This is a genomic window from Nocardiopsis eucommiae, from assembly GCF_965344335.1.
Taxonomy (GTDB): domain Bacteria; phylum Actinomycetota; class Actinomycetes; order Streptosporangiales; family Streptosporangiaceae; genus Nocardiopsis; species Nocardiopsis eucommiae.
The window spans coordinates 90180-114156 of sequence record NZ_CBDRIY010000015.1; the positions used below are offsets into that span (position 1 = coordinate 90180).

Sequence of the window (23977 nt, forward strand, 5' to 3'; positions counted from 1 at the left end):
TCATGGGGTTTAAGCGGCTTCCTCGGAACGCTTGTCCGCCAGGGCCTGCGCGAGACGCACAGTCTTGGAGGGAAGCGCCTGGAAGACGGCGGCGGCCTGGCCCTGCTTGGCCTTGAGCGCGCCGGCCAGCTTCGAGAGGAGAACCTCTCGGGACTCCAGATCGGCCAGCTTGGTGACGTCCTCGGCGCTCATCGACTTGCCGTCGATGATGCCGCCCTTGATCACCAGAGGCGTGTTCGTCTTCGCGAAGTCACGCAGACCCTTCGCGGCCTCGACGACGTCCCCGTGGACGAAGGCGATGGCGGACGGGCCCTCGAGCAGATCGGTGATCTGCTCGTCGACGCCGGCCTCCTTGACCGCGATCTTGGTCAGCGTGTTCTTGACGATGCGAAAACGCGCAGTCTGGCCGAGGCTGTTACGCAGTTCAGTGATCTGCGCGACAGTGAGCCCCCGGTATTCGGTCAGCACGGCGCCGTTCGACTCACGGAACTCGTCCGTGAGTTCGGCGACCGCGGCTGCCTTGTCCGGCCTCGCCATGGGACTCCTTCCAACAGTGAACGCTGGTTGATTCCCAAGGGCTCCATGATCGGCGTCAGCACGAGAAAAAGCCCCGAGCGCGAGGCGCACGGGGCACGACCGCGTTCTCAGTACGTGGCTGGCACGTCCCGGAACGGGAAAGCTCTGGTGACACCTGCGCGGGCGCCCATCAATGGGTCCTTGGGTCACCCGAGCGGGTGACGACCAGCGGTCTTCGGCAAGTACCAATACTAGCCGCCGATCGGAGTGCTCGGGCCTCCGCCCGGAGTCCGATCGGGTGATCACGGACACGTGCCGTGCTCCCGCCCGCCCGTGGAGGGCGGAATGACACGATGGGGCCCCGAGCCCCCCGCTCCGAAGGAGTCCCCTCCACCGTGGAATCCCCCCGTTCCGCCCTGGCCCTGGCCGGTGCCCTGTCCCTTCTCCTGTCCGGGTGCACGCTCTTCCCCTCCGCCGACCGGCCCTGGTACGAGGAGGCCGACACGCAGGCACTGCTCGACTCCCTGGCCGACGCCACCGCGCTGGCCGACGACTACACGCTCGACGTGGGGTTCGGGCCGCGCTCCGAGGAGGACGCCCGGACACTGCTCACCTACGAGGTGTCGAGCTCCCCCGCCGCCGTGCGGGCCACACTGAGGACCCCGGAGGGCCCCGAACTGGTGGTGGTCCACCCGGAGGGAGGGCAGGCCCTGCTGCACGACTCCCAGGACCTGCTGGGCGCCCCCACCGAGTGGGTCCGGGGCGACGCCCTGCTCCCCTCGCCCTCCCCCGCCGAGGTGCTCGATCTCGGCTCCCTGGCCGATCTGGTCGGGCTGCTGTCCGGGATGGAGGGCGCCGAGCCCGGCCCCGCCGAGGACGTCGGGAACACCGGGACGCTCCCCCTCCACGGGGTCCTGCCCGCGCTGGCGGACGGCGCCGGGCCCGGAGAGCGGGCCGCCCTCGCGCCCCTGCTCGGCGACGACGTGTCCGGGCACCTGGACGTGTCCGTCTGGGTGGACGCCGAGGGCTTCCCGGTCCGGATGGAGTCCTCCGGCCCCGTCTCGTCGCTGTGGCTGGAGTTCTCCGAGCGGGGCGGGACCAGCTTCCACGTTCCCAACGGCGACGAGGTCAGCGAGCCCGTCCGGGACTGACTCGGCCCCCTCGGGAACCGTTTGCCAGAAATGTCCGTCTGACATGCGAACATGATGACTTACTTGGGCGTCCCCGCTCTCTGACGCGCCCTCTTAGAGAAAGCACACGTACGCGTGAACACCCGCACTCCGGCCCTCATCGCCGCCGGCTCCCTCTCCCTGGTCCTCGCCCTCACCGCCTGCGGTAACGAGGAGCCCGCGGCCGACGGCGACACCACCGAGGCCTCCCCCGCCGGCGCCTCCCTGGACGACCTGCTGGGCAACCTGGGCTCCAGCACCCAGGAGCTCACCAACTACACCCTCGACATGGAGGTCGTCACCGTCGACCCGACGGCCGAGGGCGACGTCACCGTCACCTTCAACTACCAGGTGACGGACGACCCCGCGGCGGTGCTGGCCACCGTGGACATGCCCTTCCTGGGCGAGACCATGTACGAGCTGATGTCCGGTCAGCTCCCCGAGGGCGTCACCGCCGAGGACCTGAGCGCGTCCACCGTTCTCCTCCTGGAGGGCGGCGACACCCTGATGGCCGACCCCCACGGCCTCTACGGCTCCGGCACCCCGTGGCTGCGCGGAGACGTCGAGGAGAACGCGGACCCGACCGAGAGCTTCGACGTCGAGGCGCTCCCGGATCTCGCCGGTGCCTTCTCCGAGCTGGAGGACGTCACCGAGGTCGGCACCGAGGAGATCGACGGCGTCGAGACCACCGTGGTGGAGGGCTCGATGTCCACCGGCGACATCTCCGAGATGACGGCCGAGGAGCGCGGCGCCGTGGAGCAGTTGTTCGGCGGTGGCCTGGAGAGCACCCTGAACACCAAGCTCTGGCTGGACGCCGACGGCTTCCCGATGCGCATCGAGTTCTCCGACGACGAGTCCGACGTCTGGATGGAGTTCTCCGCGCTGGGCTCGACCTCCTTCGAGATCCCCGCCGAGGAAGAGATCGGCACCCTGTAGCACCCCCGGGCACGGAAACGGCCCCCGCACTCCCTGAGGAGTGCGGGGGCCGTTCTCGTGTCACGAGCCTCGGGCCAAAGCGAAGCGGAGGCCCAAGAAGACACAGCTAGGCGTCGAGCGGGATGCTCGGACCCATCGTCGTGGTGACCACGGCCTTCTTGATGTAGCGGCCCTTGGCGGCGGACGGCTTGAGGCGGTTGACCTCGTCGATCGCGGCCTGGTAGTTCTCCAGCAGCTTGGGCTCGTCGAACGAGACCTTGCCGATGATGAAGTGCAGGTTCCCGTGGCGGTCCACGCGGAACTCGATCTTGCCGCCCTTGATCTCGGTCACGGCCTTGGCCACGTCCGGGGTGACGGTACCCGTCTTCGGGTTGGGCATGAGGCCACGCGGACCGAGCACGCGGCCCAGGCGGCCGACCTTGCCCATGAGGTCCGGGGTGGCCACGACGGAGTCGAAGTCCAGGAAGCCGTTCTGGACCTTCTCGACCAGGTCGTCGTCACCGACGATGTCGGCGCCCGCGGCACGGGCCTGCTCGGCACGCTCACCGGTCGCGAAGACCAGGACCCGAGCGGTCTTGCCGGTGCCGTTCGGCAGGTTCACGGTGCCGCGGACCATCTGGTCGGCCTTGCGCGGGTCGACGCCCAGACGCAGGGCGACCTCGACGGTCGCGTCGAACTTGACGTTGGTGGTCTCCTTGGCCAGCTTCAGAGCCTCGGCGGGGCTGTAGAGCCGGTCGCGGTCCACCAGGTTGTTGGCTTTGCGGTGGTTCTTGCTGCGCTTCACGCTGTTCTCCTACGGGAACGTGTGGTCCTAGGGCCAGCGCTGGCCCTGCCACGGTGGTTCTTGCCGTCGAGCAACCCCGAGGGGAGCTACTTGACCTCGATGCCCATCGAGCGGGCGGTACCGGCGACGATCTTGGACGCGGCCTCGATGTCGTCGGTGTTGAGGTCGGGCAGCTTGGTCTGCGCGATCTCACGGACCTGGTCGGCGGTGATCGAACCGGCGGTGCTGCGACCCGGGTCGGTGGCGGCCTTGTCCAGCCCGGCGGCCTTCAGGATCAGCCGAGGCGCCGGGGGCGTCTTGGTGACGAAGGTGAAGGAACGGTCCTCGTAGATGGAGATCTCGACGGGGATGACGTTGCCGCGCTGGGCTTCCGTAGCAGCGTTGTACTGCTTGCAGAAGTCCATGATGTTGACGCCGTGCGGACCGAGAGCGGTACCGACGGGCGGCGCCGGGGTCGCCTGACCGGCGGGGAGCTGCACCTTGACGAGTGCGGCAAGTTTCTTCTTCGGAGGCATATCGGGTCCTTTGCCTGATCTGCGTTGTGTGCCGATCCCTGCCTCCCCCACGGCGCCACGGGCCACGGGGACCTCGGTGGAGCCGCTGCCGAAGGAGGCTGTCCGTGCCAGGGGCACGGGGTCACGGCCCGTCGGGACCGGACGGACCGGAGCGCGTTCCGCCCGGGTTCGCACCCGGGCGGTACAGCGCGACAGTGGGTCCGTCCCGCGAGGGACGGACCCACCAAGTCTACGTCGCCCGGACAGTGGTCCGGGCGGGTTGTGGGAAAGGCCCCACGGGGTCAGATCTTGGCGACCTGGTTGAACGAGAGCTCGACCGGGGTCTCGCGGCCGAAGATCGACACCAGCACCTTGAGCTTCTGGGTGTCGGCGTTGATCTCGCTGACGGTGGCGGGCAGGGTCGCGAACGGGCCCTCCATGACGGTGACGGACTCGCCGACCTCGTACGCCACGTCGGAGCGGGACTCGGAGCCGCCGCCGGTGGACCGGGACTGCTGCGCCTGCTCCGGCTCCTCCTCCGGCTCGGGCGCCAGGAGCTTGGCCACCTCGGTGAGGCTCAGCGGGGCGGGCTTGTTGGACAGGCCCACGAATCCGGTGACACCGGGGGTGTTGCGGATGGCCGACCAGGACTCGTCGGTCAGGTCCATGCGGACGAGGACGTAGCCGGGCAGGACCTTCTCGGTGACCTGCTGGCGCTTGCCGCTCTTGACCTCGGTGACCTCGTGCTCGGGCACCTCGACCTGGAAGATGTACTCCTCCATGTTGAGGGACTGGGTGCGGCTCTCGACGTTGGCCTTGACCCGCTTCTCGTAGCCCGCGTAGGTGTGCACGACGTACCAGTCGCCGGGCAGGAGGACGAGCTCGTTGCGGAACTCCTCGACGGGGTCGAGACGGGGCAGCTCGGGCTCCGCGTCGGCCTCTTCGGCGTCCTCGGTGCTCTCGTCGGCCTCTTCGGTCTGCTCCGGGCTGTCGGCGTCGGTCGGCTCGACCGCTTCCTCGGACAGTTCGCCCGCCAGGCCGGTCTCTTCCGCCGACGACTGATCCGGCTCCTCTTCGGGGAAGTCGTCAGAGGTCAGTGGGGACTCGGACACGGCTGCTCTTTCTCTCGTCGGATTCGCTAGTGCGCACGACGCACACCGAAAACGGGCCGTGCGTCGAACCCAGTCCTGCCAGCTTACGGTCTCTCCGGGCGAAGCGGGACCAACGCGCGGACGAGCGTGACCGGACGAGGGCCGGTCGGGAGGAACCGGGTGAAGGTGGGCACGGCCACCGTCGAGGACGCCCCGGAGGGCGCACGGGGTGGGAGCTAGGCTCCGGCCGGACGGCCGAAGGTGCCGTAGAGCCAGGTCACGGCCTCACCGAAGGCGAAGTCGGCCAGAGAGACGTAGGCGAGGACGATCACGACGAACACCATGACGACGATGGTGTAGGTGACCAGTTCCTTGCGCGTGGGCCAGCGGACCTTGCGGAGTTCTCCGACGACCTGCTTGGTGAACGTCACCGGACCGGTACGACGCTTCGGCTCCTTGTCGGGCTTCGCGTCGGCGTCAGTCTGAGTCACCTGGGGTCCTTAGGGTCGCGGGTTGCTTCGTATCCCCGTAGTTCCGTCGCCCCCGCGGCCGGGGTGACGACGGATGCGACACCCCGACCACACGCGGACTTGCAGGGCAGGAGGGACTCGAACCCCCAACCGCCGGTTTTGGAGACCGGTGCTCTGCCAATTGAGCCACTGCCCTTAGCGGAAACTGCGTTCCCCACCATAGCCGGTCCGGAGTGCTGTCGCACACCCTTGTGGATGTGACGCCCGCACGCGACCGGCCGACGCGGTGAGTGTACGCCCTCACCACCGCCGGGGACAAACCGGTTCCGCCTCCGCGCCGGAGCCGCGAAAGCGCACGTGACAGGACGGGGACGAGACTGAGCGACCCCGGGTCCCCGCGCGTATCGGCCCCGTCTCCGAGTCCGCCACCTGGTGACCACCGGCGGCAGGCGGGCCATCCACGAGGCCCTCGCCGCCAGCCCGGGCCCGGGCGACGCGGACCTGGCGGAGGGTGGTAGCCGTGTCCAGAAGCCGCTGCCCGAGGCGGAGCAGCCCCGCCGCGCGTCGACCGTTGTGGTGTTGGCCATTCCTGGCACGCCCGGTGCCCTTCATACGGCAGGCTTGGTTCATGGAGACACCGACCACCGCCCGCCGGCTGGACCGGCTGCCCAAGGCCCACCTGCACCTGCACTTCACCGGCTCGATGCGCCACGGCACGCTGGTGGAACTGGCCGAGGAGCGCGGGGTGCACCTGCCCCAGGCGCTGGTGAAGGAGTGGCCGCCCAAGCTCAGGGCCACCGACGAACGCGGATGGTTCCGCTTCCAGCGCCTCTACGACATCGCCCGGTCGGTGCTGCGCAGACCCGAGGACATCCACCGTCTCCTGCTGGAGGCCGCGGAGGACGAGCGGGACGCGGGTTCGGGCTGGTTGGAGATCCAGGTCGACCCCAGCGGGTACGCGTCGCTCTTCGACGGCCTCACCGCGACCCTGGAGCTGATCCTGGACGCCGCCCGGGTGGCGGAGCGCGAGACCGGGGTGGCGATCGGTCTGATGGTGGCCGCCAACCGGACCCGCCACCCGCTCGACGCCCGGGCCCTGGCCCGCCTGGCCGCCCAGTACTCGGGGCGGGGCGTGGTCTCGTTCGGGCTGAACAACGACGAGCGGCGCGGACGCGCCCGTGAGTTCGAGGCGGCCTTCCGGATCGCCAAGCGCGCGGGGCTGCTCTCCACGCCCCACGGCGGGGAACTCAACGGCCCGCGCAGCGTCCTGGAGTGCCTGGACGAGCTGGACGCCGACCGGATCGGCCACGGGGTACGCGCCGTGGAGGACCCCTACCTCCTGGAGCGCATCGCGACCCAGGAGGTGACCCTGGAGGTCTGCCCGACCTCCAACGTGGGCCTCGGGGTGTTCGAGGAGCTGGAGCGCGTCCCGCTGCGCAGGCTGTACCAGGCGGGGGCCCCGATCGCCCTGGGCACCGACGACCCCCTGCTGTTCGGCCCGCGTCTGGTGGAGCAGTACCGGATCGCGCGGGAGGTGTTCGGGTTCACCGACACCGAGCTTGCCGACCTGGCGCGGATGTCCATCCGGGGCGCCGGGGCGCCCGACTCCCTGAAGAAGCAGATGCTCTCCGGGGTGGACGACTGGCTGGCCGCCGAGCCGGAGCCCCTGGAGGGGTGAACGGGCGGGGGGCGACCCCCGCCCGGCGCGCTCAGGCCAGGAGCATCCACGCGCCCTGGCCGAGCATCGCCGCTCCCGCGACGAAGAACAGCACGGCGGCACCGATCTGGATGGCCCGCTCGGGGAGCTTCTTGCCGAGGACCGCGCCGATCGCGATGGCGATGGCGTCGGCGGCGACCATGCCGACGGTGGAGCCGATCCACACGGGGAGCCAGTGGTACTGGGTGCCCACGGTGATGGTGGCGAGCATGGTCTTGTCACCGAGCTCGGCCACGAGGAAGACCACGAACACGGTCATGAAGCCGGAGCGGATGCGGCGGGAGGCGGCGCGTGCCTCGTCCTTGTCGGACATCTCGTCGCCGCGCAGGGTCCACAGTCCGAAGACGAGGAAGGCGAGCCCGGCCACGAGGGTGAGCCAGTCGGTGGGGATGGCCGCGCCGAGGACCTCGGCGATGAACACGCTGCCCAGGTGCACCACGGCGGTGGCGACGGTGATGCCGAGGATCACCGTGAGGGCGCGGTAACGGGTCGCCAGGGACATCGCGACCAACTGGGTCTTGTCGCCCATTTCGGCGATGAAGATGGCGCCCGCGCTCACGCCGAGTCCGACCAGAAAAGCTGACATGGTTCTCCCGCTGTCCGTGATGGGCAGAAGGAGGCGGAGAACGCCCCTTCAACCCGGTCGTTTCCTACCGGGTCAAAGGTCTCGTCCGCCCGTTGCGCTGGGCTCACGCGGCCGGGACGGTGGCGTCCAGTGTGTCGACCGCGCGCATTGGGGACTACTCCCCTTCGACGCTCACGACGTTACCAGAACCATTGTTGATTGCAATTTATTGATCTGTCGAATTCATTTATCAGGTGGGCCTGATAAAGGTGTTTGCTGCGCCTAACTTATTTCTTGGTCAGATCGTCACGGGCCGTACCGCCCCGCTGACGCTGGGAGTCCTGGCAACCGGCGAACCGCCTCACGCGTCCCTCCGGTCACATTCCCCAACACGAGGAGCTCCCCGTGCACCGCAAGACACCCCTGGTCCTGAGCGCGCTCATGACACCGCTGCTCCTGGCCGGATGCGCGGCGGAGGCCTACGACCAGGACGCGCACCGCGACATGGTCGAGTCCTACGGCGCCCGGACCAACGACATGGACTCCGTCACCCGGGTGACCAGGGCGGCCTGCGACGCGGAGAGCGCGTCGGCCTGGACCGACGCCTACCTGGACCAGGGCAGCGACCCCGGTCTCCTCGTCATCGGCGTCGACCAGATGTGCCCCGACCGCCTCGGGGAGTTCGAGGAGGCCCTGGAGCCCCACGGATGGTGACCGCCGGGCTCAGAGGCTGACGCCGAGCATCACCGGCTCGTTGACCAGGCGCACCCCGAAGGCCGCCTCGACCCCGGCCCGCACCTCGCGGGCCAGGTCCAGGAGGTCCGCGGTGGTGGCGCCGCCGGGGTTGGTGAGGGCCAGGGTGTGCTTGCCCGAGATCCGCGCGGGGCCGTCGCCGTAGCCCTTGGTGAACCCCGCCCGGTCGATCAGCCAGGCGGCGGAGAGCTTCACGTTGCCCGCGCCGTCGGGGTGCCCCGGGACCTCGGTGTCGGCGCCCAGGCGCGCGAGGGCCCGCTCGCGGAAGGCCGCGTACTCCTCGGCCGACAGGACGGGGTTGGTGAAGAACGACCCCGCGCTGCGGGTGTCGGGGTCGGCGGGGTCCAGGACCATGCCCTTGCCCCGGCGCAGCCCGAGGACGACCTCGCGGGCCCGGGCCAGCGGCACCCGCTCCCCCGCGTCCACGCCCATGGTGCGGGCCACCTCGGCGTACCGGACGGGGCGGCTCAGCGGCCCCCTGCGCAGCTCGAAGACGACCTCGCACACCACGTACCGGTCGTGGCCCTTGAAGGCGCTGTCGCGGTAGGTGAAGCCGCAGTCGGCGTTGGAGAGCGTGACCAGTTCCCCGGTGGTGCGGTCCAGGACCAGCACCTCACGGACGGTCTGGCTGACGTCCTGGCCGTACGCGCCCACGTTCTGGATGGGGGTGGAGCCCACCCGGCCGGGGATGCCGGAGAGGAACTCGACACCGTTGAGCCCCTCGGCGACGGTCCGCTCCACCAGCGGGTCCCACTCCACGCCCGCGTCCGCCCTCAGCAGGACGATCTCCTCGCCGGTCTCCGGGTCGGTACCGGCCTCGGTCGTGGTGACGCCCTGGGAGGCGACCAGAACCACCGTGCCGGGGAACCCGTCGTCGGCGACGACCAGGTTGCTGCCGCCGCCGAGCACGAGGACGCGCTCACCCGTGCGGTCGGCCTCGGTGACGAGGGCGACGAGCTCGTCGGTGGAACCGGCGGTCCGGAAGACCTTGGCGGGGCCGCCCAGGCCGAGGGTGGTGTGGTCAGCGAGCATCGTGGACACGGGGCATACCTCTTGGAGAGAACGAACGCGGGTGCGGATGGATCGGTCGCGGCCGGGCGGCTACGGGGCCAGGCGGACCACGGCGGAGGCCTTGGCCAGGACCTTCGCGCCGCCGGAGCGGGCGGTGAGCAGAACGGTGACGGTGCCGTCGTCGTTCTTGGCCTTCACCTTGCCGCTGACGGTGATCTCGGCGCCCTGGTCGTCGTCCGGGACCACCACGGGCGCGGAGAAGCGCACCGAGTAGTCGACCACGCTGCCGGGGTCCCCGGTCCAGTCGGTGACGACCCGGCCGGCCTCGGCCATGGTGAACATGCCGTGCGCGATCACGTCGGGCAGACCGACCGACTTGGCGAACCGCTCGTTCCAGTGGATCGGGTTGAAGTCACCCGAGGCCCCCGCGTAGCGGACCAGGTCCAGGCGGCGGACCGGGAAGGTCCGCTCGGGGATCTGGGTGCCGACCTCGACGTCCGCGTGCTTGATCCTGTTCACTGTCTTCCCCGCTTCCTAGGAACCCCGGACGACGAGCATCATGCCCGCCGTCACCACGTGCTCGCCGTCGGCCGCATGGGCCACCGTCTCCATGGTGATGAGCTCGTTGCCGCCCAGCGACTTGATGTCGGTGATGCGGGTGACCGTGCTCAGGACGTCGCCCGCCTGGAGCGGTCGGGTGTAACGGAAGCCCTGGTCGCCGTGGACGACCCGGGAGAAGTCCACCCCGAGGTCCGGGTCGGCCAGGGCCAGCGCGGACCCGGCCATGCCGAGGATCACGGGGAAGGTGGGCGGGGCGATGACGTCGGCGTACCCGAGGGCCTTGGCGGAGGCCGTGTCGAGGTAGACGGGGTTGAGGTCGTTGATCGACTCGGCGAACTCGCGGATCTTGCCGCGCGTCACCTCGTAGGCCTCGGGGGCGGGGTACTCCCGGCCGAGGTAGTCAGGGTTGATCGCCACGCTCTGTCTCTCCTGTGCGGTGTGCGTTCGCGGAGCGGCCGGGGCGCTGCCCGCCGCCCGTGTCAGCAATAACAAAAGCCCGGTGAGCGAAGTGCTCACCGGGCTGGAGTCTACGAGAAGCCGACCGCTCCCTGCCGGGGACGACGGACCTGGAGAACCTAGCGGGTCTCGCGGTGGTCGTTGTGCTTGCGGCAGTTCGGGCAGAACTTCTTGATCGTCAGACGGTCGGGGGTGTTCCGACGGTTCTTGCGCGTGATGTAGTTCCGGTGATTGCACTCCTGGCAGGCCAGGGTGATCTTCGGCCTCACGTCTGTGGCAGCCACTTCGGAGTGCCTTTCTCGCTGGAGACATTACCTGGGCGCAGTTGAACACTGCTGGAGACCCACGACGACCCCTGAGTACTGGGCCTCAGGGGTCAGCGGGTTGGTAGCGGGGGCCGGACTTGAACCGACGACACAGCGATTATGAGCCGCTTGCTCTACCGACTGAGCTACCCCGCCCCGATCAGGACTTAAGGACATCCCAAAGGATGTCCCTCTGTCAAGGCCGGTGAAGTTCCACCGGCCACCCACCTGAGTGGACCGGAACCTCGTCAAGTGGTGGAGCCCCTTTACGGAATCGAACCGTAGACCTTCTCCTTACCATGGAGACGCTCTGCCGACTGAGCTAAAGGGGCGCGCTGTGGGACTTTCTCTCGTCCGCCCCGGGGGTGTTGCCCCCTTGCGCTGAACATGACTATACAGGGATCCGGGGGTGGTCTGCCAAATCGAGCGCCGGGCGCCCGGCGAGGGGCTGGTCGGGGCGCGCCCCGACCCCCTCCGCGACGCTCCTCCACATACACGGGAACCCCTGGTCGACGAGGGTGTTCCGCCCTTCGGGGAGCCCTCCGCGCCACCGCGTCGAGGCGCGGGAAAGCCCGTGGATGTGACGCCGTGCACCCGGCCCCGAGCACGAGGAGCCGGGCACGAGGAGCCGGGCCGTGTCAGCCGTTCCCCTCGGCCAGCCAGACGTTGGACATCGCGTCACGGTTGATCGTCCGGATGTCGGCCGGCAGACCCAGCCTGCGCAGGGCGTCGGACAGCCGGGTGTCGTGCGTGAACACGATGAGCTGCCGGTGCCGCCCCACCTCGGCCAGGACCGCGGCCAGCCCCTCCACCGTCTCGGTGTCCATCGCCTGGACCGGGTCGTCCAGCAGCAGGAATCCGAACGGGTTGCCTTCCACCAGCGCGCGGGGCAGGCAGATGGACAGGGCGAGGGCCTGGAACTCACCCTGGCTGAGCAGCCCGGGCGCGCTGGTCTGGTCGTCCACGCCGTCCACGGAGACGTCCACCTCGACCCTCCGACGGGCGCCCCGGCCGATCAGCCGCATGCCCTGGAGGTCGATGTGGCGTTCCTGGCGCAACCGGAACCAGACCTGCTCCGCCTGGGAGATCACCGGCCCCAGCCGTTCCGCGCGCACGCCGCGCGCGTACTCGGCCAGCCAGTTCAGGGCCGTCTCCGCCGCCCCCAGGGTCTCGCTCGCCGCCACCGCGTCCTGGGCGTCGTCCAGCCAGCCCGAGAGCCGTTCCGCGAGGTCGGCCCAGCCCTCGGTGGGGTCCTCCAGCCGTTCGGAGGCGTCCCGGCGGGCGCTGACCGCCGCGGCGCGGAGCCTGCGGCCCACGGTCTCGATGTGCTCGGCCAGTTCCCCGAGGTCCTCGATGTCGGAGCCGGACTCCCAGAGCGCCCACACCTGACCCAGTTCGCTCTCCGGCGGCAGCCAGGACGGCACCGGGGAGAGCAGGAAGCGGGCCTGGTCACGCGCGGCGGAGGCGCGGTCGTACGCGGCCGAGGCGGTGGCGGCCTGGGGCCGGAGCGCGCGGAGCTGCGCGTTGGCGCGGCGCACCCAGTCGGCGCCGAGCGCCCCGGTCGCGGAGCACGTGGGGCAGGTGGTCTCGGTGGGGTGGCGCTTGTGGTGTTCCAGCGCCTGTTCGAGGAGCTGGACCACGCCGTGCGCGTGGTCGCCCTTGCTCCCGGCCGCCATGGCCAGCTCCATGGCCGCGCCGCGCAGTTCGTTGACGACGTCAGCGATGAGGGTGCGCTCGGGGACCGCCAGGCGGCGCAGACGGCGCAGGACCACGTGCAGCGCGGGGTCGCTGGGGCCGTCGTCGGAGGCGACCCGGCGCAGCGCCTCCAGGTCCATGGAGGGCGCGGAGAGCACGCTGACGGCCTGGACCGCCCGGGGGTCGTTGGAGGCGCCCAGGACGTCCAGGAGGGGCCGCAGTTCGCGGGAGGGCCGGTCGCGGCGCCGGGCCAGGCCGTCGCAGACCTTGGCCAGGCGGCGCTCGGCCTCCGCGAGCCCGGTGAGCCCGAGCAGCGCGGTGAGGGTGTCGTACAGCTCCGCCGCGCGACCGGTGACCGTACGGCCGAGCTCGTCGTAGGACAGGAACGGCCGGTAACGGACGAGGTTCTCGCCCCAGTCGAGGGTGCGCAGCGGGGAGACGTCACCGTTGGGGTGCACGACCTCGCCGCGCGCGGAGCGGACGCTCTCCCCCGTCCAGCGGCGGCTGATCCGGGTGGGACCGGGGTCACCGGCGATGTGGATGTCCACGGTCGCCTCGGTGCGCTCGTCGTAGTGAAGGTTGCGCCAGCCGTCGCGCCAGCCGGTGGGCATGGCGTCCCAGCGCGGGTTGCGTCCGGTGAGGGCGGCCTCGGCGGCTTCCGCGAAGCTCGACTTGCCGGAGCCGTTGCGGCCTACGATGACGGTGAGGCCGGGGCTCGGGGAGAAGGTGAGGTCGGCTGGTCGGCCGATGCCGCGGAACCCCTGCACGCGGATGCCGGTGAGGTAGGCCCGGCGCACGCGCCCGGGCGGGGGCTCCGGGGATCCCCCGGGGACGATCCCGGGGATGTGCTCACCCCTCAGGAGCGCCTCCAGCGCCTCCTCACCCCACAGGGCGGCGCCGACCCAGGTACGGACCGCCTCGGGCAGCCCCGAACGCGCCAGGGCGTCGAGGAGTGCCTTGGTGGTGGGGTCCTCGGTCTGGGGTGCGGCCGCGTGGCCGTCCCGTCCTGTGCGTGTGTCCGCCTCGGGTCCCCGAGTCACCTTCGCCACCCCGCTCCGTTCTCGAACCTGCACCAGCAGAGTAGGACAGGACGGGAGGAAGCGCGCTGGTGATACGCGCGCCGGACCGCACCCGGGACCCGTCCGTACCCTTTCGCGCCTCCGCTTCGCCTCGGAGGGTGTTCGGGACCGCAAGCCCCCCTGCGACGAGGGTGACTCAGGCCACTGTCGCACGGTCGCCGGGCGGGCGTCGGCGTGTTCGGGGAAACCGTCCCACGGGGCCGCCGACGGCGCCGGGGCGGCCGGGTCACACGCCGACCAGCCTCCTCCGGCTGCCGTCCCAGGTGAAGTGCAGGGTGGCGATACCCGGGACGTTCGGGTCCCGCAGGCACTCGTAGATGTTCAGGCTGGGGACGCTCGCGAAGCAGCCCCAGACGCGTTCGGACGTGAGCACGAAGTCCAGGTCGAGCTCGACCAGCAGGCCGAGCAGGCGTCCGTGGGTGGGTTCGTCCACCTTGGCGAAGGCGTCGTCCAGCAGGATCAGGCGCGGCGCCCAGGGCGCGCGGGCGGCCAGGGCGTCGAACTGGGCGGCGGCCGCCGCGAACAGCACGAGGTAGGCGACCACGCGCTGCTCTCCCTGGCTGAGAGCGGTGCGGTGGCCCAGACGGCGCTCGTCCCCGGCGGAGTCGGTGACGTAGACGGTGAAGACGAACCAGGACCGGTAGTCGAGCGCGGCGCGCAGCTGGGCGCCGCCGGTGGCGGTCGGGTCCAGTCGGCGGATCGCCTCGATGCAGCGGCGCAGGGCGTCCCGCAGGCGGGTGGTCTGGACCCGGGTGCGCTCCTCGGCGGGGGTCGCCAGCAGTGGGACGACCGCCTCGACGTCCGCCCCGGCGTCGGGCGCGAGGCTCCAGTCGAGGCGCACGCCGAGCCCGGCGGAGGTGGTGACGTCCTTGAGGACGTCGTTCATGGTCGCGATGAGCGCGCGGGCCTCGTCGATCTGGCGGGAGAGGTGGCCGGCGAGCTCACCCAGGAGGTGACGCTCGAAGGCCTCCTCCTCGGCCACGGCCACGGTCTCCTCGGCGCGCACGAGGGCCTCCGCGACGCGTTCGGCGTAGGAGGTGACGTCGTGGGCGCCGTCCTCGTCGTGGACCGTGAGGCGTTTCACACCGCGCGGTTCGCTGAGCTCCGTGCGGGTCTGGGCCCAGCCCACCGAGGTCAGGAGTCGGTGCAGCTCCTCACGGCTGCCGAGGATGGCGCTGTCGTCGACCTCGTCGACGCCGTCCTGGTCGGACAGGCCGTCCTCCAGCTGCGAGGTGAAGGACGCCAGGAGGGCCAGGCGCTCGTCCGGTCCGGTGGTCTCGGCCTCGGGGCCGCCGTGGACGGCGGCCAGGTAGCGGGCGAGGGGGGCGTCGCTCCCGGCGCAGTCCTCCAGCCCGGCGGCGCGGAGCAGCACGGCGTCGGGGACGGTGTCCTCGGTACCGGTGACGGCCGGGCTGTCGGGGTCGCCGACGGTGGTGACGGAGGAGACCAGGGCCTCCCCCGCCGCCAGGGCCCGGCGGACCTGTTCGGCGCGTTCGGTGGTCGCGACGTCGAGCCGGACCTCGGCGCTGACACGTTCGTCGCGGGCGCGCTGGGCGTCGCGTTCGAGTTCGGGGAGGCGCTCGGCCGCCTCCTTGGCACGTGCCTGGACCTGGGCGCGGGCGGCGTCGATCTGTTCCGGGGCCACGCCCCGGGCGCGGTCACCGAGCTCGAACTGGCGGCGCACGGTGATCATGTCGTCGATCGCGGCGGCGCGGGCGTCCTCGGCCAGGACCCGGGCCGCGCGGGTGCGGGACCATGCGCCGACGTGGCGTTCGTGGTCGGCCAGTTCCCAGGCGAGGACGTCGAGGTCGCGCAGGGCCGAGGCGATCAGGACCCGGAGGTGGTCCAGGGCGCGCAGGGCGCTGTCGAGTTCGGCGCGGACGGTGGGCAGGCGATGCTCCCGGGCGGCCTCGGCGAGCCGGGTGCGGATGTCGAGGAGCTCACCCCGGGTGGACTCGGCGGCGGCCTGGGCGGTCTCGTGGGCGCGGCGGGCGGCCGCCACGTCGGTCCGCGCGACGTCGAGGGTGGCCCAGGCACGGATGAGCGGAGCGGCCTCGGGCAGGTCGCGCGAGACCCCGAGCAGTTCGGTGTAGGAGTGCTCCACGGCCCAGCGGCGTTCCCCCGCCTCGGCCAGGAGGGCCTCCGCGATGGCCATGCGGCGGTCGGTGTTGGCCGACTGGCGGTCGCGGGCCCGCTTGCGGGCGGCCTCACCGATGAACTCGGGTTCGCTCTTGTGGTGGGCTCCGGAGGCCACTCCCAGCCGCCAGCCGCCGGAGAGCGACATGGAGCTGACGGTGGTCACGGCGCTGTCGCGGCGGTGCTTGGGCTCGGTCTCCTCAGCGCTGCCCGGCGTCTCGGAGTGCAGGGCGATGGACGACAGCAGGGCGCGGAGGTTGTCGCCGTGCGCGCCCCGTTCCGGGGCCGCGACGGGGACGAGGACGTCCAGGAGGGTGCGGCCCTTGGCCGGGCGGGCCGGGGTGACCATGAGGTCGCGGGTGGTGGGGTCGTAGAGCGTGCCGTCCGCGCGGATCCACCCGGAGAGGAGGCCGCTGGCCTCCAGTGCGGCCTCCAGTCCGGCCTGTTCGCGCGGGGTGAGGCCGTCGGCGAAGTCCACGGCCAGGTGGAAGGGGACGCCGTCGCCGTCCGGGCGCGGGTAGGTGGCCCAGGCGGGGCGGTCGGGCGCGCTGTCGGCGTTCCTGGCGCGGCGGGCGGCGAGGTCGGCCAGTTCGTCGGAGAGCTGGCCCTCCTCGTTGACGGCGACGTCGCGGCGGGCCCGCAGTTCTTCGAGGAGCGGGTCCACGGCGGTGTGCGCGAGGCGGGAGACGGCCGCCGGTACCTGGGGGTCCAGCACGCGCAGGGTGTCGGTGATGGGCAGTTCGACGCTGCCCTCCAGCTCGTGGATGGCCTCACCGAGCGCGTGGGCGTGGCTGGAGTCGCGCAGCCGGGCCGCCCAGGCGCGGACGCCGTCGGCGTAGGCGGTGCTCTCGGCGCGCAGGGCGGCGATGGCCTCCTGCTCGCGGGTGTGGGTGTGCTCCAGGACCGCCTCGGCGCTCTCCGCCTCGCTGGTGAGGGCGACCAGGCGGCGGTCGGTGGCGGCCTCGGCGGTGGTGAGGCCGGTCAGCCTCGTGGCGAGGTCGGCGCGGTCGGCGGCGGCGTCCGCGCTGGAGGTGAGCCGGTCGTGCAGACGGCCGAGGTGGTCGCGCAGGTCCGCGAGGTCGACACCCTCCACCGGGGCGCGCTCGACGGACTGTTCCAGCCCCTGGAGGTCGACCCGGGTGGCGCTCTCCCTGGGGGCGTGCACGGTGGTGCGGGCGTCGGGGACCTGGCCGAGCCCCTGGGTGGCGAGTCCGGAGGCGGTTGCGGCGCGCGCGGCTTCGAGGTGGGTCTGGCGCAGGACCTCCAGGGCCCGCTCGATGGCCGTGGTGTCCTCGCCCAGCCGCTCCACCGCGTGGGTCTCGGTGGTGGCGGCGTGCTCGGCGGCGGCCCAGGCGGCCTCGGCGGCGCGGATGTAGGCGCCGACGGCGGCGTCGTAGGCGCGGCGCTCGTTGGTGGTGGCGGTGGCGGCGGCGCCCTGGGCGGTGGCGAGGGTGCCGTCGTCGGCGTCGGCCGTGTCCCGGGTGCGGCGGGCCTGGTCGCGTTCCTCCGCGACCCGGCCCTCAGCGGTGATGAGGTCGTCCAGCTCGGCGCGCAGGCGGTCGGTCTCCTCGGTGCGGCGGGTGCACGCGTCGAGCTGTTCACGCACCTCCGAGGAGCGGGCGCGCAGGGTGTGCAGGAGGTAGCCGTGGTAGTCGCTGAGGAACGCGGCGACCCCGGCTCCGGCCTCGGTGAGCCCGTCCTTGTCGCTGCGGGCCTGTTCGAGGTCGGCGATGTTGCGGGCGACCTCGTCCAGGACGGACTCGTCCATGGGCGGCAGCGCCTCGGACAGCACGCCGACCAGTTCTCCGGCCTCCAGGCGGTCACCGATGGTGGGGCGGCGCAGACGGTAGAGCAGGTGGATGAGGTTGCGGTAGCGGACGGAGTCGTCGATCCCGAAGAGGTCGCGCATGACGCGGGCCCGGTAGGGAACGGCGCTGGTGAAGCAGTTGTCGGCGCCGATCTCCGAGCGCAGGCGGTCCACGGGCTTGGGACGGCCGTCCGTCACGAGGTCGAGGTCGTGGCCGACCCTGCGGTCGGTCACGAAGAACACGCAGCGCGGGTCGGCGTCCCCGACCGCCATGACGGCCGCGCCGAGGGTGAGGTGCCGGGGCGGGGCTCCGGGGGCGTCCTCGCCGTCGGTCTCCGCCGGGGTCCGGGCCGGGTCGGTGCCGTCGGCCGCCGTGGTCGCGTCGTCCTCCGGGGTCGCCGGGGGGTCGGCGGCCGGGGCGAGGGCCGCGAGCAGCGCCGACGCGGTGGTGGGAGGGGCGGGGGTGAGGGCGCGCGCGGAGGTGGCGGAGTCCAGGCCGCGGTCGCCGCGCGCGGTGGTGAACTCGACCCACAGGTAGCCCAGGCGCGTGGCCGGCCCGGAGCCGGTGTCGGCGGGCGCGGTGCCGTCGTCCGGTTCCCCGTCCCCCTCCTCCTCAGGCTCGGCGGGCCCCCCGAGCAGGTCGGGGCCGGTGTCCTCCTCGACCGGACCGCGCGTGGAGCGGGGGTCGTCGGCCATCAGCCAGCGCAGGCTGGTGCGGTTGGTGCCGGTGGTGTCCAGGCGCCGGACGTCGCCGTCCAGCAGGAAGGGGAGCAGCATCTCCAGGGCCTTGGACTTGCCGGCGCCGTTGCGGCCGCGCAGCAGCAGCCGCCCCTCCGCGAAGTCCAGGACGTGGTCGTCGTACTGCCACACGTTTCTGATGCCCGCGCGTTCCAGGCGGTAGCGGGGGGAGTCGGCAGGATCAGCCGGAGCCGTCCCGGGGGCCTCGATCGTCTCCTGTGTCACCACTGGTCGCGCTCACCTTCTCGTTCGCCACCGCTTGCAGCACGGACGTCACCCGGTCGAGGTCGCCTCGGGGGCCGGTCTGGGGATCGGGTGCGTCCTCACCGGAACCACGCGGTCGCGCGGGGAGTGTCCGGCTGTCTTCGTCATTGTCCTGGATCAGCGGGACGCGCTCGTCCACGTCGGCGCCGAACCGGGCCCCGGCGGCCGTGAGCGCCCACGCACCGGGGCCTCCCGTGAGCAGCCCGAGACCGGTCAGGAGCTCCAGCACGAGGGCGGCCAACCGGTCCGGATCGGGGATCTCGGGTCCCGCGGCGCGCGCCCACTCGGCGCGGATCGGGGCGTCCTCGCCGCCGAGGGTCTCCAGCGCGCCCAGAAGTTCCAGGTCGGGGACGGGGACGGAGGTGGCGGGACGGCCGGGGTGCAGGCGGCCGGAGAGGTGGCGGACCAGGCTCAGCGCCGTGCGGCCCACGGGGTCGTCCGAGGGGAACCGCCCGGTCGCCTCGGCATCGTCCGGCATGACGAGCGCCACACCCTCGGCGCGGATCTCGGTGTCGCAGCCGAGCAGGTTGCCCAGAGCGGCGGCGGCCCGCCACTGGTGGGCGGCGAGACGGTCGCGCTGGCGGTCGGGAAGGTGTTCGCGGTAGACCACGGCGGTCTCGGCCAGGAGGCGCCGCAGGGCGATCTCGCCCGCCTGGTCCCCCTCCGGGTCCGGGTCCGCCGCGTCGGCCAGGAAGGAGTCCGGGTCGTCACCGGCCCTGGGGAGGTGCGCGGTGACGGCGCGCAGGGCGCCGGTGTGCGGGATGAGCCCGACGTCGTTCGCCGGGTCCGCCTGGTGGGCGCGGACGGTCCCGGAGGCCTCGCCGAGCGCTCCGAGGGCGACCAGGTGGTGCAGGGCCGCGCAGAAGGCGCGGCGTTCGCCGAGGCCCCTGGTGGGATCCGCGTCGATCCCGGCCTCGCGGGCGGCGGCGCGGACCCGGGAGGTGAGGGAGCGCGCGGTGGTGGGTCCGGTCTGCTCGACCAGGACCGCCAGCGCCAGCGCCAGGTAGGTGTGGGTCCGGGGGGTGAAGCGGGCGCCGGTGGACCTCGTGGCCGGGCGGACCACCTCGTCCACCAGACCGCGCTTGACCAGGCGGGCGTGTTCGTCGGCCACGGTCAGCCGGTAGCCGAGGACTCGCTGGAAGCGCTGGACGAGCCACTCGGCGTGCGAGCGCACGAGGGAGAACTCGGCCGGGTGGGTGCTCCGGGTGAGCAGGGGGCGGGCCATGAGGGCGCGGGCGGCGGCCTGCCGCTCACCGAGGAGGGCGGCGTCCTCGGTGTGTGCGCTGGTCTCCATCACTCCCACCTTCCGGTCGCGATGTCGATGGGGCCGGTGGTCTCCACGTCGGGATCGCGGTCGTCCGCGGGGTCGCGGTGGTCCTCCAGGCGGTCGTGCAGGACGTCCACGGGCTCGCGCGGGTCGTTCACGGGGTCGTGCAGGACGTCCGCGGGCTCGCGGTGGGCCTGCACGGGCTGCCCGAGGACGTCCCCAGGGTCGCCAAGGACGTCCACCGGCTCGCGCGGGTCGTCGTGGGCCGGGGGCTCGGGGACCGCCAGGCTGTGCTGGCGATCACCGGTCCGCGGCACGGCATGCTGGTCATAGGACGTGACGCACAGGCTCAGGCCCTCCAGCGTCAGGTCTCCGCCCTCGCCCCGGATGGTGAGCTCCGCCCCGGGCGAGGCGTTGACGTGCAGGCGCAGTCCGAACTCCAGGTCCCCGGCCGAGGTGGGGCGGCGGGCGGCGTCACCGGAGCCGAGCGCGGCGGTGAGGAGCTCCATGAGGACCTCCATACCGGCGCCGGACAGGTCCAGGCGGGCACGGTCGGTGGTGGGTTCGGTGAGCAGCGAGCGGATCTGCTCGGCGCCCGCTCGGCGCCAGTGCGCCGAGGACTCGGCCGCGTCCCGCAGGCGGGCCTGCTGGGCGCGGTGGTCGCGCACGGGTTCGGGAGGGCGGGTCCCGGGATGCTCGGTGACGGTGCTGCGGTCGGCCTCGGCGTGCCACCAGCTGGTGGTGGCCGCGACGGTGTCGTCGACCCGCCCCTCCAGGTGACGGGCGGGGTGCAGGGCGAAGGCCGCTGTGGCCAGCGCCTCGGCGCGGTCCGGTTCGGCGGCCTCGAACCACGTCGCCAGGCGCAGCAGAGCGGCGCGGCCGTGCCGTGGCACCGGCCGTTCACCGGTGCCCTGTCCGTCGTCCGCGCGGTCGTCCGCCCACTGGTTGAGTCCCACAACTCAGCAGACTAGAGACCTCCGGGGCTCGCCACGCCCGGTTCGGCCACCCCGGACCCCGGAGAAACGCCTTCCGCGCCCGACCTGACCAGCCCGTTCGAGAGTTTTCTCGACTTTGCGAGGATTCGTGGAAGCGGGCGCGGAGTCGAAGCTCACGTCGGTTGGTCCCCGGGGCCCTCCGGAAGGGTGAGGCGTCCGTCGTCCGCGTCGGCCAGGGCGTCCCGTTGTGCCTGGGGCATGTCGTCGTCGTACTCGGTGATCGAGTAGGTGGAGAAGAACCACAGCCCGTTGACCTCCACCGGGTCCCCGAGTTCCACCTCCACGTCGTAGGGGTCGTCCTGGCAGCCCTGGTCCATGCACCAGGTGCCCAGGACCTCGCCCTCGCCCCGGGCTCGGGTGTCGCCCCACTCGTCCCACTCCATGTCGGTGAAGGTCGTGGACGCCGTGGCGACGTAGACCTCCGGGCGCTGGTCCTCGAAGCCCTCCTCGTCGCCGTGCAGGTTGAGGACCTGGATCTCGCCCTGCGCGACGGGTCCGTCGCCGGGCGCCGGTGAGTCCGTGCCGGGGGCGTCGTCCTGCGCCGTCGGGCGGTCCTCGGGGGGCTCCTCCGACTGCCCGCAGGCCGTCAGCAGTGCCAGGACCGTCCCGACCACCAGGGCACGAGCCAGGGGTGTGGGCTTCAACCGACCTCCTCAGTTGGGTTCGCGACCATCCTCGTCGCGGAAGGCGGCGAGGCCCCCCGGCACACGCCGGGGGGCCTCGGACCCGCTCTGTTCCGTCACCGGAGCCCGGAGGCTCCGTCGACCACGCTCAGGTGATCAGTAGCCGTAGCCGTTGTCGTCCTCGTGGCCACGGTCGTGCTCGCCCTCGTCAGCGCTGTCGTGGCTGACGTTGGTGCTCGCCGGACCGTTGACGCAGTCGCCCGTGGTCTGCGGCGACAGGATCGGCACATTGGCGCCGACCAGGCCGACAGCCAGCTCGGTGTTGCACAGCTGAATCGGAACCAACTGGAGGTTCTGATTGAACTGCTGGTCGCCACCGTGCGAGGCCGAGGCCGGGGCGGCCGCGAGCATCGCGCCGAGCGCGACACCGGCGATCGCCGTGGCGGCGGTGAACCTACGCAGCATGGACGGCTCCTAGTCGATGTTGGTGCTGATCGGGCCGTTGACGCAGTCGCCCGTGGTCTGCGGCGACAGGATCGGCACGTTGACGCCGGCCAGGAGACCGACGGCCAGCTCGGTGTTGCAGAGCTGAACCGGAACCAGCTGCAGGTTCTGGTTGTACTGCTGGTCGCCACCGTGGGAGGCGGACGCGGGAGCGGCCGCGAGGATGGCGCCGAGAGCGACACCGGCGATGGCTGTGGCAGCGGTGAACTTACGCATTGTGGGGTTCTCCTAGTCGATGTTGGTGCTGATCGGGCCGTTGACGCAGTCGCCGGTGGTCTGCGGCGACAGGACCGGGACGTTCACAGCGACCAGACCGACGGCGGCGCTGGTGTTGCACAGCTGGACCGGGATGGCCTGGAGGTTCTGGTTGTACTGCTGGTCGCCACCGTGGGAACCGTGGGAGGCGGAGGCCGGGGTGGCGGCCAGAACGGCAGAGAAAGCAGCACCAGCGACGAGGCCGGCAACGCCGAGCTTACGCAGCATTGAATTACCCTTCAGAAAAGTTTGAGATATGCTCTCGGTCGAACCGATTGCCGGAACTAGCTGATGTTGGTGCCGATGGGCCCGTTCACGCAGTCGCCCGTGGTCTGCGGCGACAGGATCGGGATGGTCACGGCGACCAGGCCGACGCTGCCCGTCAGGTTGCAGGACTGGATCGGGACGAGCTGCAGGTTCTGGTTGAACTGCTGGTCACCACCGTGGGAGGCGGAGGCCGGAGCACCCATGAGGAGCGCGCCCATCGCGGCACCAGCGACCAGGCCAGCAGCGGTCAGCTTCTTGATCATGTTTCCCCCGAGAATTCAAGCGAGGCATTGACAGAAAAAGACGCAGGCGCTTTTGCACCTGTGTCGCGGTGGACTGAGGCAATCATCATCCGCCCCCCGATTTTTGTCAACGCCGAAACTCGGTCAGCTAATTGTCCAGATTGCCGGGTGCGCTCTTTTTGCCCTTGAATACAAAAGGGGCGATCCAGTGATTTATCGCCACGCTTCGACCCTGCCGCAACGATCAAAGATCACACAGAGTGATCGAAGCGCACCCGGAGCGTGACCGTCTCGCAACCGCCCGAATCACCCGAGTCGCCATGAAGCGTGCCGCCGGAGACCCCACCCGAGCGGCCCGGCACTCCCGAGCAGGCGGACCCGACCCCGGACACGACGAAGCCCCCGGCACCTGTTTGGTGCCGGGGGCTCCGGTACTCCCTGTGGCGGGTGAAGGATTCGAACCTTCGAAGGCAAAGCCGACGGATTTACAGTCCGCTCCCATTGGCCGCTCGGGCAACCCGCCTGGGCTGCTGCGACGCCGTGGCGTCGCCGCGCAGGAACGACAATAGCGGATGATGGGCCCGAACCTGAAATCGTTTGCCGGGCGCGCCCCCGCGGGGCTCGTCAGGCGGGGGCCCGCACGGCGCGGCTAAGCTCTGAACCGGCCCGGACCGGGCCGGACGAGACGTACACGGGCGCCCCAGAGCGTCCGTGACCCATGAGACGTAGCGGGGTGTGAGAGTACGTGGCCGCCGAATCCAGTTTCGACGTGGTGTCCAAGCTCGACCGTCAGGAGGTCGACAACGCGCTGAACCAGGCGGGCAAGGAACTGTCCCAGCGGTTCGACTTCAAGGGGACGGGGACCACCATCGCCTGGCAGGGCGAGGACGGCATCGAGATCAAGAGCGGCTCCGAGGAGCGCGCCCTGGCCGCCCTGGAGGTCTTCAAGGAGAAGCTGGTCAAGCGCAAGCTCTCCCTGAAGATCCTGGACGCGGCCGAGGAGGCGAAGCCCTCCGGCAAGGAGTACCGCCTCCCGATCAGCCTCAAGGAGGGCATCTCCACCGAGGACGCCAAGAAGATCTCCAAGCTCATCCGGGACGAGGGCCCCAAGGGCGTCAAGGCCCAGATCCAGGGCGAGGAGCTGCGGGTCAGTTCCAAGAAGAAGGACGACCTCCAGGGCGTCATGAACCTGATCAAGGACAAGGACTTCGACCTGGCGCTCCAGTTCGTGAACTACCGCTAGGCACCGTCGAACGGCCGTCCTCCCCGCCTCCCTG

The 23977-nt window shown here is 71.4% G+C and carries 24 protein-coding genes and 4 tRNA genes; 5 read left to right on the forward strand and 23 right to left on the reverse strand.

Annotated features, from left to right (window positions below):
• Positions 1-9: 9 nt before the first annotated feature.
• Complete coding sequence (gene rplJ / locus ACRWK8_RS12090; RefSeq protein WP_017543017.1) at positions 10-537, reverse strand: 50S ribosomal protein L10; 528 nt, start codon at positions 535-537, stop codon at positions 10-12.
• A 374-nt stretch (positions 538-911) separates the two neighbouring features.
• Here rplJ and ACRWK8_RS12095 point away from each other — a divergent pair, with 374 nt between their 5' ends.
• Positions 912-1667, forward strand: a complete 756-nt coding sequence (locus ACRWK8_RS12095) for a hypothetical protein (protein WP_431870276.1) — start codon at positions 912-914, stop codon at positions 1665-1667.
• 114 nt (positions 1668-1781) lie between these two features.
• Positions 1782-2621 carry an SCO4651 family lipoprotein gene (locus ACRWK8_RS12100; protein ID WP_378738563.1) on the forward strand — a complete coding sequence of 280 codons (840 nt, stop codon included), beginning with the start codon at positions 1782-1784 and terminating at the stop codon, positions 2619-2621.
• 106 nt (positions 2622-2727) lie between these two features.
• On the opposite strand, the gene rplA is transcribed toward ACRWK8_RS12100, so the two are convergent.
• From rplA to ACRWK8_RS12125, 5 genes are all read right to left on the reverse strand, one after another.
• Positions 2728-3405 carry a 50S ribosomal protein L1 gene (gene rplA, locus ACRWK8_RS12105; RefSeq protein ID WP_017543020.1) on the reverse strand — a complete coding sequence of 226 codons (678 nt, stop codon included), beginning with the start codon at positions 3403-3405 and terminating at the stop codon, positions 2728-2730.
• Between the two features lie 86 nt (positions 3406-3491).
• Entirely contained in the window at positions 3492-3920 is a 429-nt protein-coding gene (gene rplK, locus ACRWK8_RS12110) for a 50S ribosomal protein L11 (protein ID WP_357760475.1), read from the reverse strand.
• A 281-nt stretch (positions 3921-4201) separates the two neighbouring features.
• A complete protein-coding gene (nusG, locus tag ACRWK8_RS12115; protein ID WP_378738565.1) occupies positions 4202-5011 on the reverse strand; it encodes a transcription termination/antitermination protein NusG in 810 nt (269 codons plus the stop codon).
• A 215-nt stretch (positions 5012-5226) separates the two neighbouring features.
• Positions 5227-5481, reverse strand: coding sequence for a preprotein translocase subunit SecE (gene secE, locus ACRWK8_RS12120; protein WP_378738568.1), 255 nt, complete (start codon positions 5479-5481; stop codon positions 5227-5229).
• 102 nt (positions 5482-5583) lie between these two features.
• Positions 5584-5656 (reverse strand) — tRNA-Trp (locus ACRWK8_RS12125).
• 432 nt (positions 5657-6088) lie between these two features.
• Between ACRWK8_RS12125 and ACRWK8_RS12130 the strand changes: the two genes are divergently transcribed.
• Positions 6089-7138, forward strand: a complete 1050-nt coding sequence (locus tag ACRWK8_RS12130) for an adenosine deaminase (RefSeq protein WP_431870280.1) — start codon at positions 6089-6091, stop codon at positions 7136-7138.
• Between the two features lie 31 nt (positions 7139-7169).
• Here ACRWK8_RS12130 and ACRWK8_RS12135 read toward each other — a convergent pair whose 3' ends face one another.
• Complete coding sequence (locus ACRWK8_RS12135; protein ID WP_378738572.1) at positions 7170-7763, reverse strand: TMEM165/GDT1 family protein; 594 nt, start codon at positions 7761-7763, stop codon at positions 7170-7172.
• Positions 7764-8147: 384 nt separating this feature from the next.
• Here ACRWK8_RS12135 and ACRWK8_RS12140 point away from each other — a divergent pair, with 384 nt between their 5' ends.
• The gene (locus ACRWK8_RS12140; RefSeq protein WP_378738574.1) at positions 8148-8456 is read left to right on the forward strand and encodes a hypothetical protein; all 309 of its coding nucleotides are present in this window, start codon (positions 8148-8150) and stop codon (positions 8454-8456) included.
• Positions 8457-8465: 9 nt separating this feature from the next.
• On the opposite strand, the gene ACRWK8_RS12145 is transcribed toward ACRWK8_RS12140, so the two are convergent.
• From ACRWK8_RS12145 to ACRWK8_RS12220, 16 genes are all read right to left on the reverse strand, one after another.
• Positions 8466-9527, reverse strand: a complete 1062-nt coding sequence (locus ACRWK8_RS12145) for a UDP-N-acetylmuramate dehydrogenase (RefSeq protein WP_378739058.1) — start codon at positions 9525-9527, stop codon at positions 8466-8468.
• Positions 9528-9596: 69 nt separating this feature from the next.
• Positions 9597-10025 (reverse strand): MaoC family dehydratase, encoded by a 429-nt coding sequence (locus ACRWK8_RS12150; protein ID WP_378738576.1) that lies wholly within the window; start codon positions 10023-10025, stop codon positions 9597-9599.
• A gap of 15 nt (positions 10026-10040) precedes the next feature.
• Entirely contained in the window at positions 10041-10484 is a 444-nt protein-coding gene (locus ACRWK8_RS12155; RefSeq protein WP_378738578.1) for a MaoC family dehydratase N-terminal domain-containing protein, read from the reverse strand.
• Between the two features lie 158 nt (positions 10485-10642).
• Positions 10643-10807 carry a 50S ribosomal protein L33 gene (rpmG, locus tag ACRWK8_RS12160; protein WP_026117477.1) on the reverse strand — a complete coding sequence of 55 codons (165 nt, stop codon included), beginning with the start codon at positions 10805-10807 and terminating at the stop codon, positions 10643-10645.
• A gap of 101 nt (positions 10808-10908) precedes the next feature.
• Positions 10909-10984, reverse strand: a tRNA-Met gene (locus tag ACRWK8_RS12165).
• A gap of 100 nt (positions 10985-11084) precedes the next feature.
• A tRNA-Thr gene (locus tag ACRWK8_RS12170) sits at positions 11085-11160 on the reverse strand.
• A gap of 306 nt (positions 11161-11466) precedes the next feature.
• Positions 11467-13572 carry an AAA family ATPase gene (locus ACRWK8_RS12175; protein WP_378738580.1) on the reverse strand — a complete coding sequence of 702 codons (2106 nt, stop codon included), beginning with the start codon at positions 13570-13572 and terminating at the stop codon, positions 11467-11469.
• Positions 13573-13828: 256 nt separating this feature from the next.
• Positions 13829-18511 carry an SbcC/MukB-like Walker B domain-containing protein gene (locus tag ACRWK8_RS12180; RefSeq protein ID WP_431870284.1) on the reverse strand — a complete coding sequence of 1561 codons (4683 nt, stop codon included), beginning with the start codon at positions 18509-18511 and terminating at the stop codon, positions 13829-13831.
• Positions 18465-19841 (reverse strand): TIGR02678 family protein, encoded by a 1377-nt coding sequence (locus ACRWK8_RS12185; RefSeq protein WP_378738584.1) that lies wholly within the window; start codon positions 19839-19841, stop codon positions 18465-18467. Before ACRWK8_RS12185 ends, ACRWK8_RS12180 begins: the two co-directional genes overlap by 47 nt.
• Positions 19841-20770: a DUF2397 family protein gene (locus ACRWK8_RS12190; RefSeq protein ID WP_431870286.1), complete on the reverse strand. Its 930-nt coding sequence runs from the start codon at positions 20768-20770 to the stop codon at positions 19841-19843. The genes ACRWK8_RS12185 and ACRWK8_RS12190 overlap by 1 nt, the downstream gene beginning before the upstream one ends.
• 152 nt (positions 20771-20922) lie before the next feature.
• A complete protein-coding gene (locus ACRWK8_RS12195) occupies positions 20923-21453 on the reverse strand; it encodes a hypothetical protein (RefSeq protein ID WP_378738588.1) in 531 nt (176 codons plus the stop codon).
• 135 nt (positions 21454-21588) lie between these two features.
• Positions 21589-21897, reverse strand: a complete 309-nt coding sequence (locus ACRWK8_RS12200) for a hypothetical protein (RefSeq protein ID WP_378738590.1) — start codon at positions 21895-21897, stop codon at positions 21589-21591.
• A 9-nt stretch (positions 21898-21906) separates the two neighbouring features.
• Positions 21907-22152 (reverse strand): hypothetical protein, encoded by a 246-nt coding sequence (locus ACRWK8_RS12205; protein ID WP_378738592.1) that lies wholly within the window; start codon positions 22150-22152, stop codon positions 21907-21909.
• A 12-nt stretch (positions 22153-22164) separates the two neighbouring features.
• The gene (locus ACRWK8_RS12210) at positions 22165-22419 is read right to left on the reverse strand and encodes a hypothetical protein (RefSeq protein WP_378738594.1); all 255 of its coding nucleotides are present in this window, start codon (positions 22417-22419) and stop codon (positions 22165-22167) included.
• Positions 22420-22475: 56 nt separating this feature from the next.
• The gene (locus ACRWK8_RS12215) at positions 22476-22721 is read right to left on the reverse strand and encodes a hypothetical protein (protein ID WP_378738596.1); all 246 of its coding nucleotides are present in this window, start codon (positions 22719-22721) and stop codon (positions 22476-22478) included.
• A gap of 420 nt (positions 22722-23141) precedes the next feature.
• Positions 23142-23223 (reverse strand) — tRNA-Tyr (locus tag ACRWK8_RS12220).
• 222 nt (positions 23224-23445) lie between these two features.
• On the opposite strand from ACRWK8_RS12220, the gene ACRWK8_RS12225 reads away from it, so the two are divergent.
• Entirely contained in the window at positions 23446-23943 is a 498-nt protein-coding gene (locus ACRWK8_RS12225) for a YajQ family cyclic di-GMP-binding protein (protein WP_378738598.1), read from the forward strand.
• The last annotated feature ends 34 nt before the right edge of the window (positions 23944-23977 follow it).

Coding starts and splice junctions, on each gene's coding strand:
- rplJ (WP_017543017.1), bottom strand. CDS start 537: ATGGCGAGGCCGGACAAGGCAGCCGCGGTCGCCGAACTCACGGACGAG.
- rplK (WP_357760475.1), bottom strand. CDS start 3,920: ATGCCTCCGAAGAAGAAACTTGCCGCACTCGTCAAGGTGCAGCTCCCC.
- ACRWK8_RS12130 (WP_431870280.1), top strand. CDS start 6,089: ATGGAGACACCGACCACCGCCCGCCGGCTGGACCGGCTGCCCAAGGCC.
- ACRWK8_RS12135 (WP_378738572.1), bottom strand. CDS start 7,763: ATGTCAGCTTTTCTGGTCGGACTCGGCGTGAGCGCGGGCGCCATCTTC.
- ACRWK8_RS12145 (WP_378739058.1), bottom strand. CDS start 9,527: ATGCTCGCTGACCACACCACCCTCGGCCTGGGCGGCCCCGCCAAGGTC.
- ACRWK8_RS12185 (WP_378738584.1), bottom strand. CDS start 19,841: ATGGAGACCAGCGCACACACCGAGGACGCCGCCCTCCTCGGTGAGCGG.
- ACRWK8_RS12200 (WP_378738590.1), bottom strand. CDS start 21,897: ATGCTGCGTAGGTTCACCGCCGCCACGGCGATCGCCGGTGTCGCGCTC.
- ACRWK8_RS12205 (WP_378738592.1), bottom strand. CDS start 22,152: ATGCGTAAGTTCACCGCTGCCACAGCCATCGCCGGTGTCGCTCTCGGC.
- ACRWK8_RS12210 (WP_378738594.1), bottom strand. CDS start 22,419: ATGCTGCGTAAGCTCGGCGTTGCCGGCCTCGTCGCTGGTGCTGCTTTC.
- ACRWK8_RS12215 (WP_378738596.1), bottom strand. CDS start 22,721: ATGATCAAGAAGCTGACCGCTGCTGGCCTGGTCGCTGGTGCCGCGATG.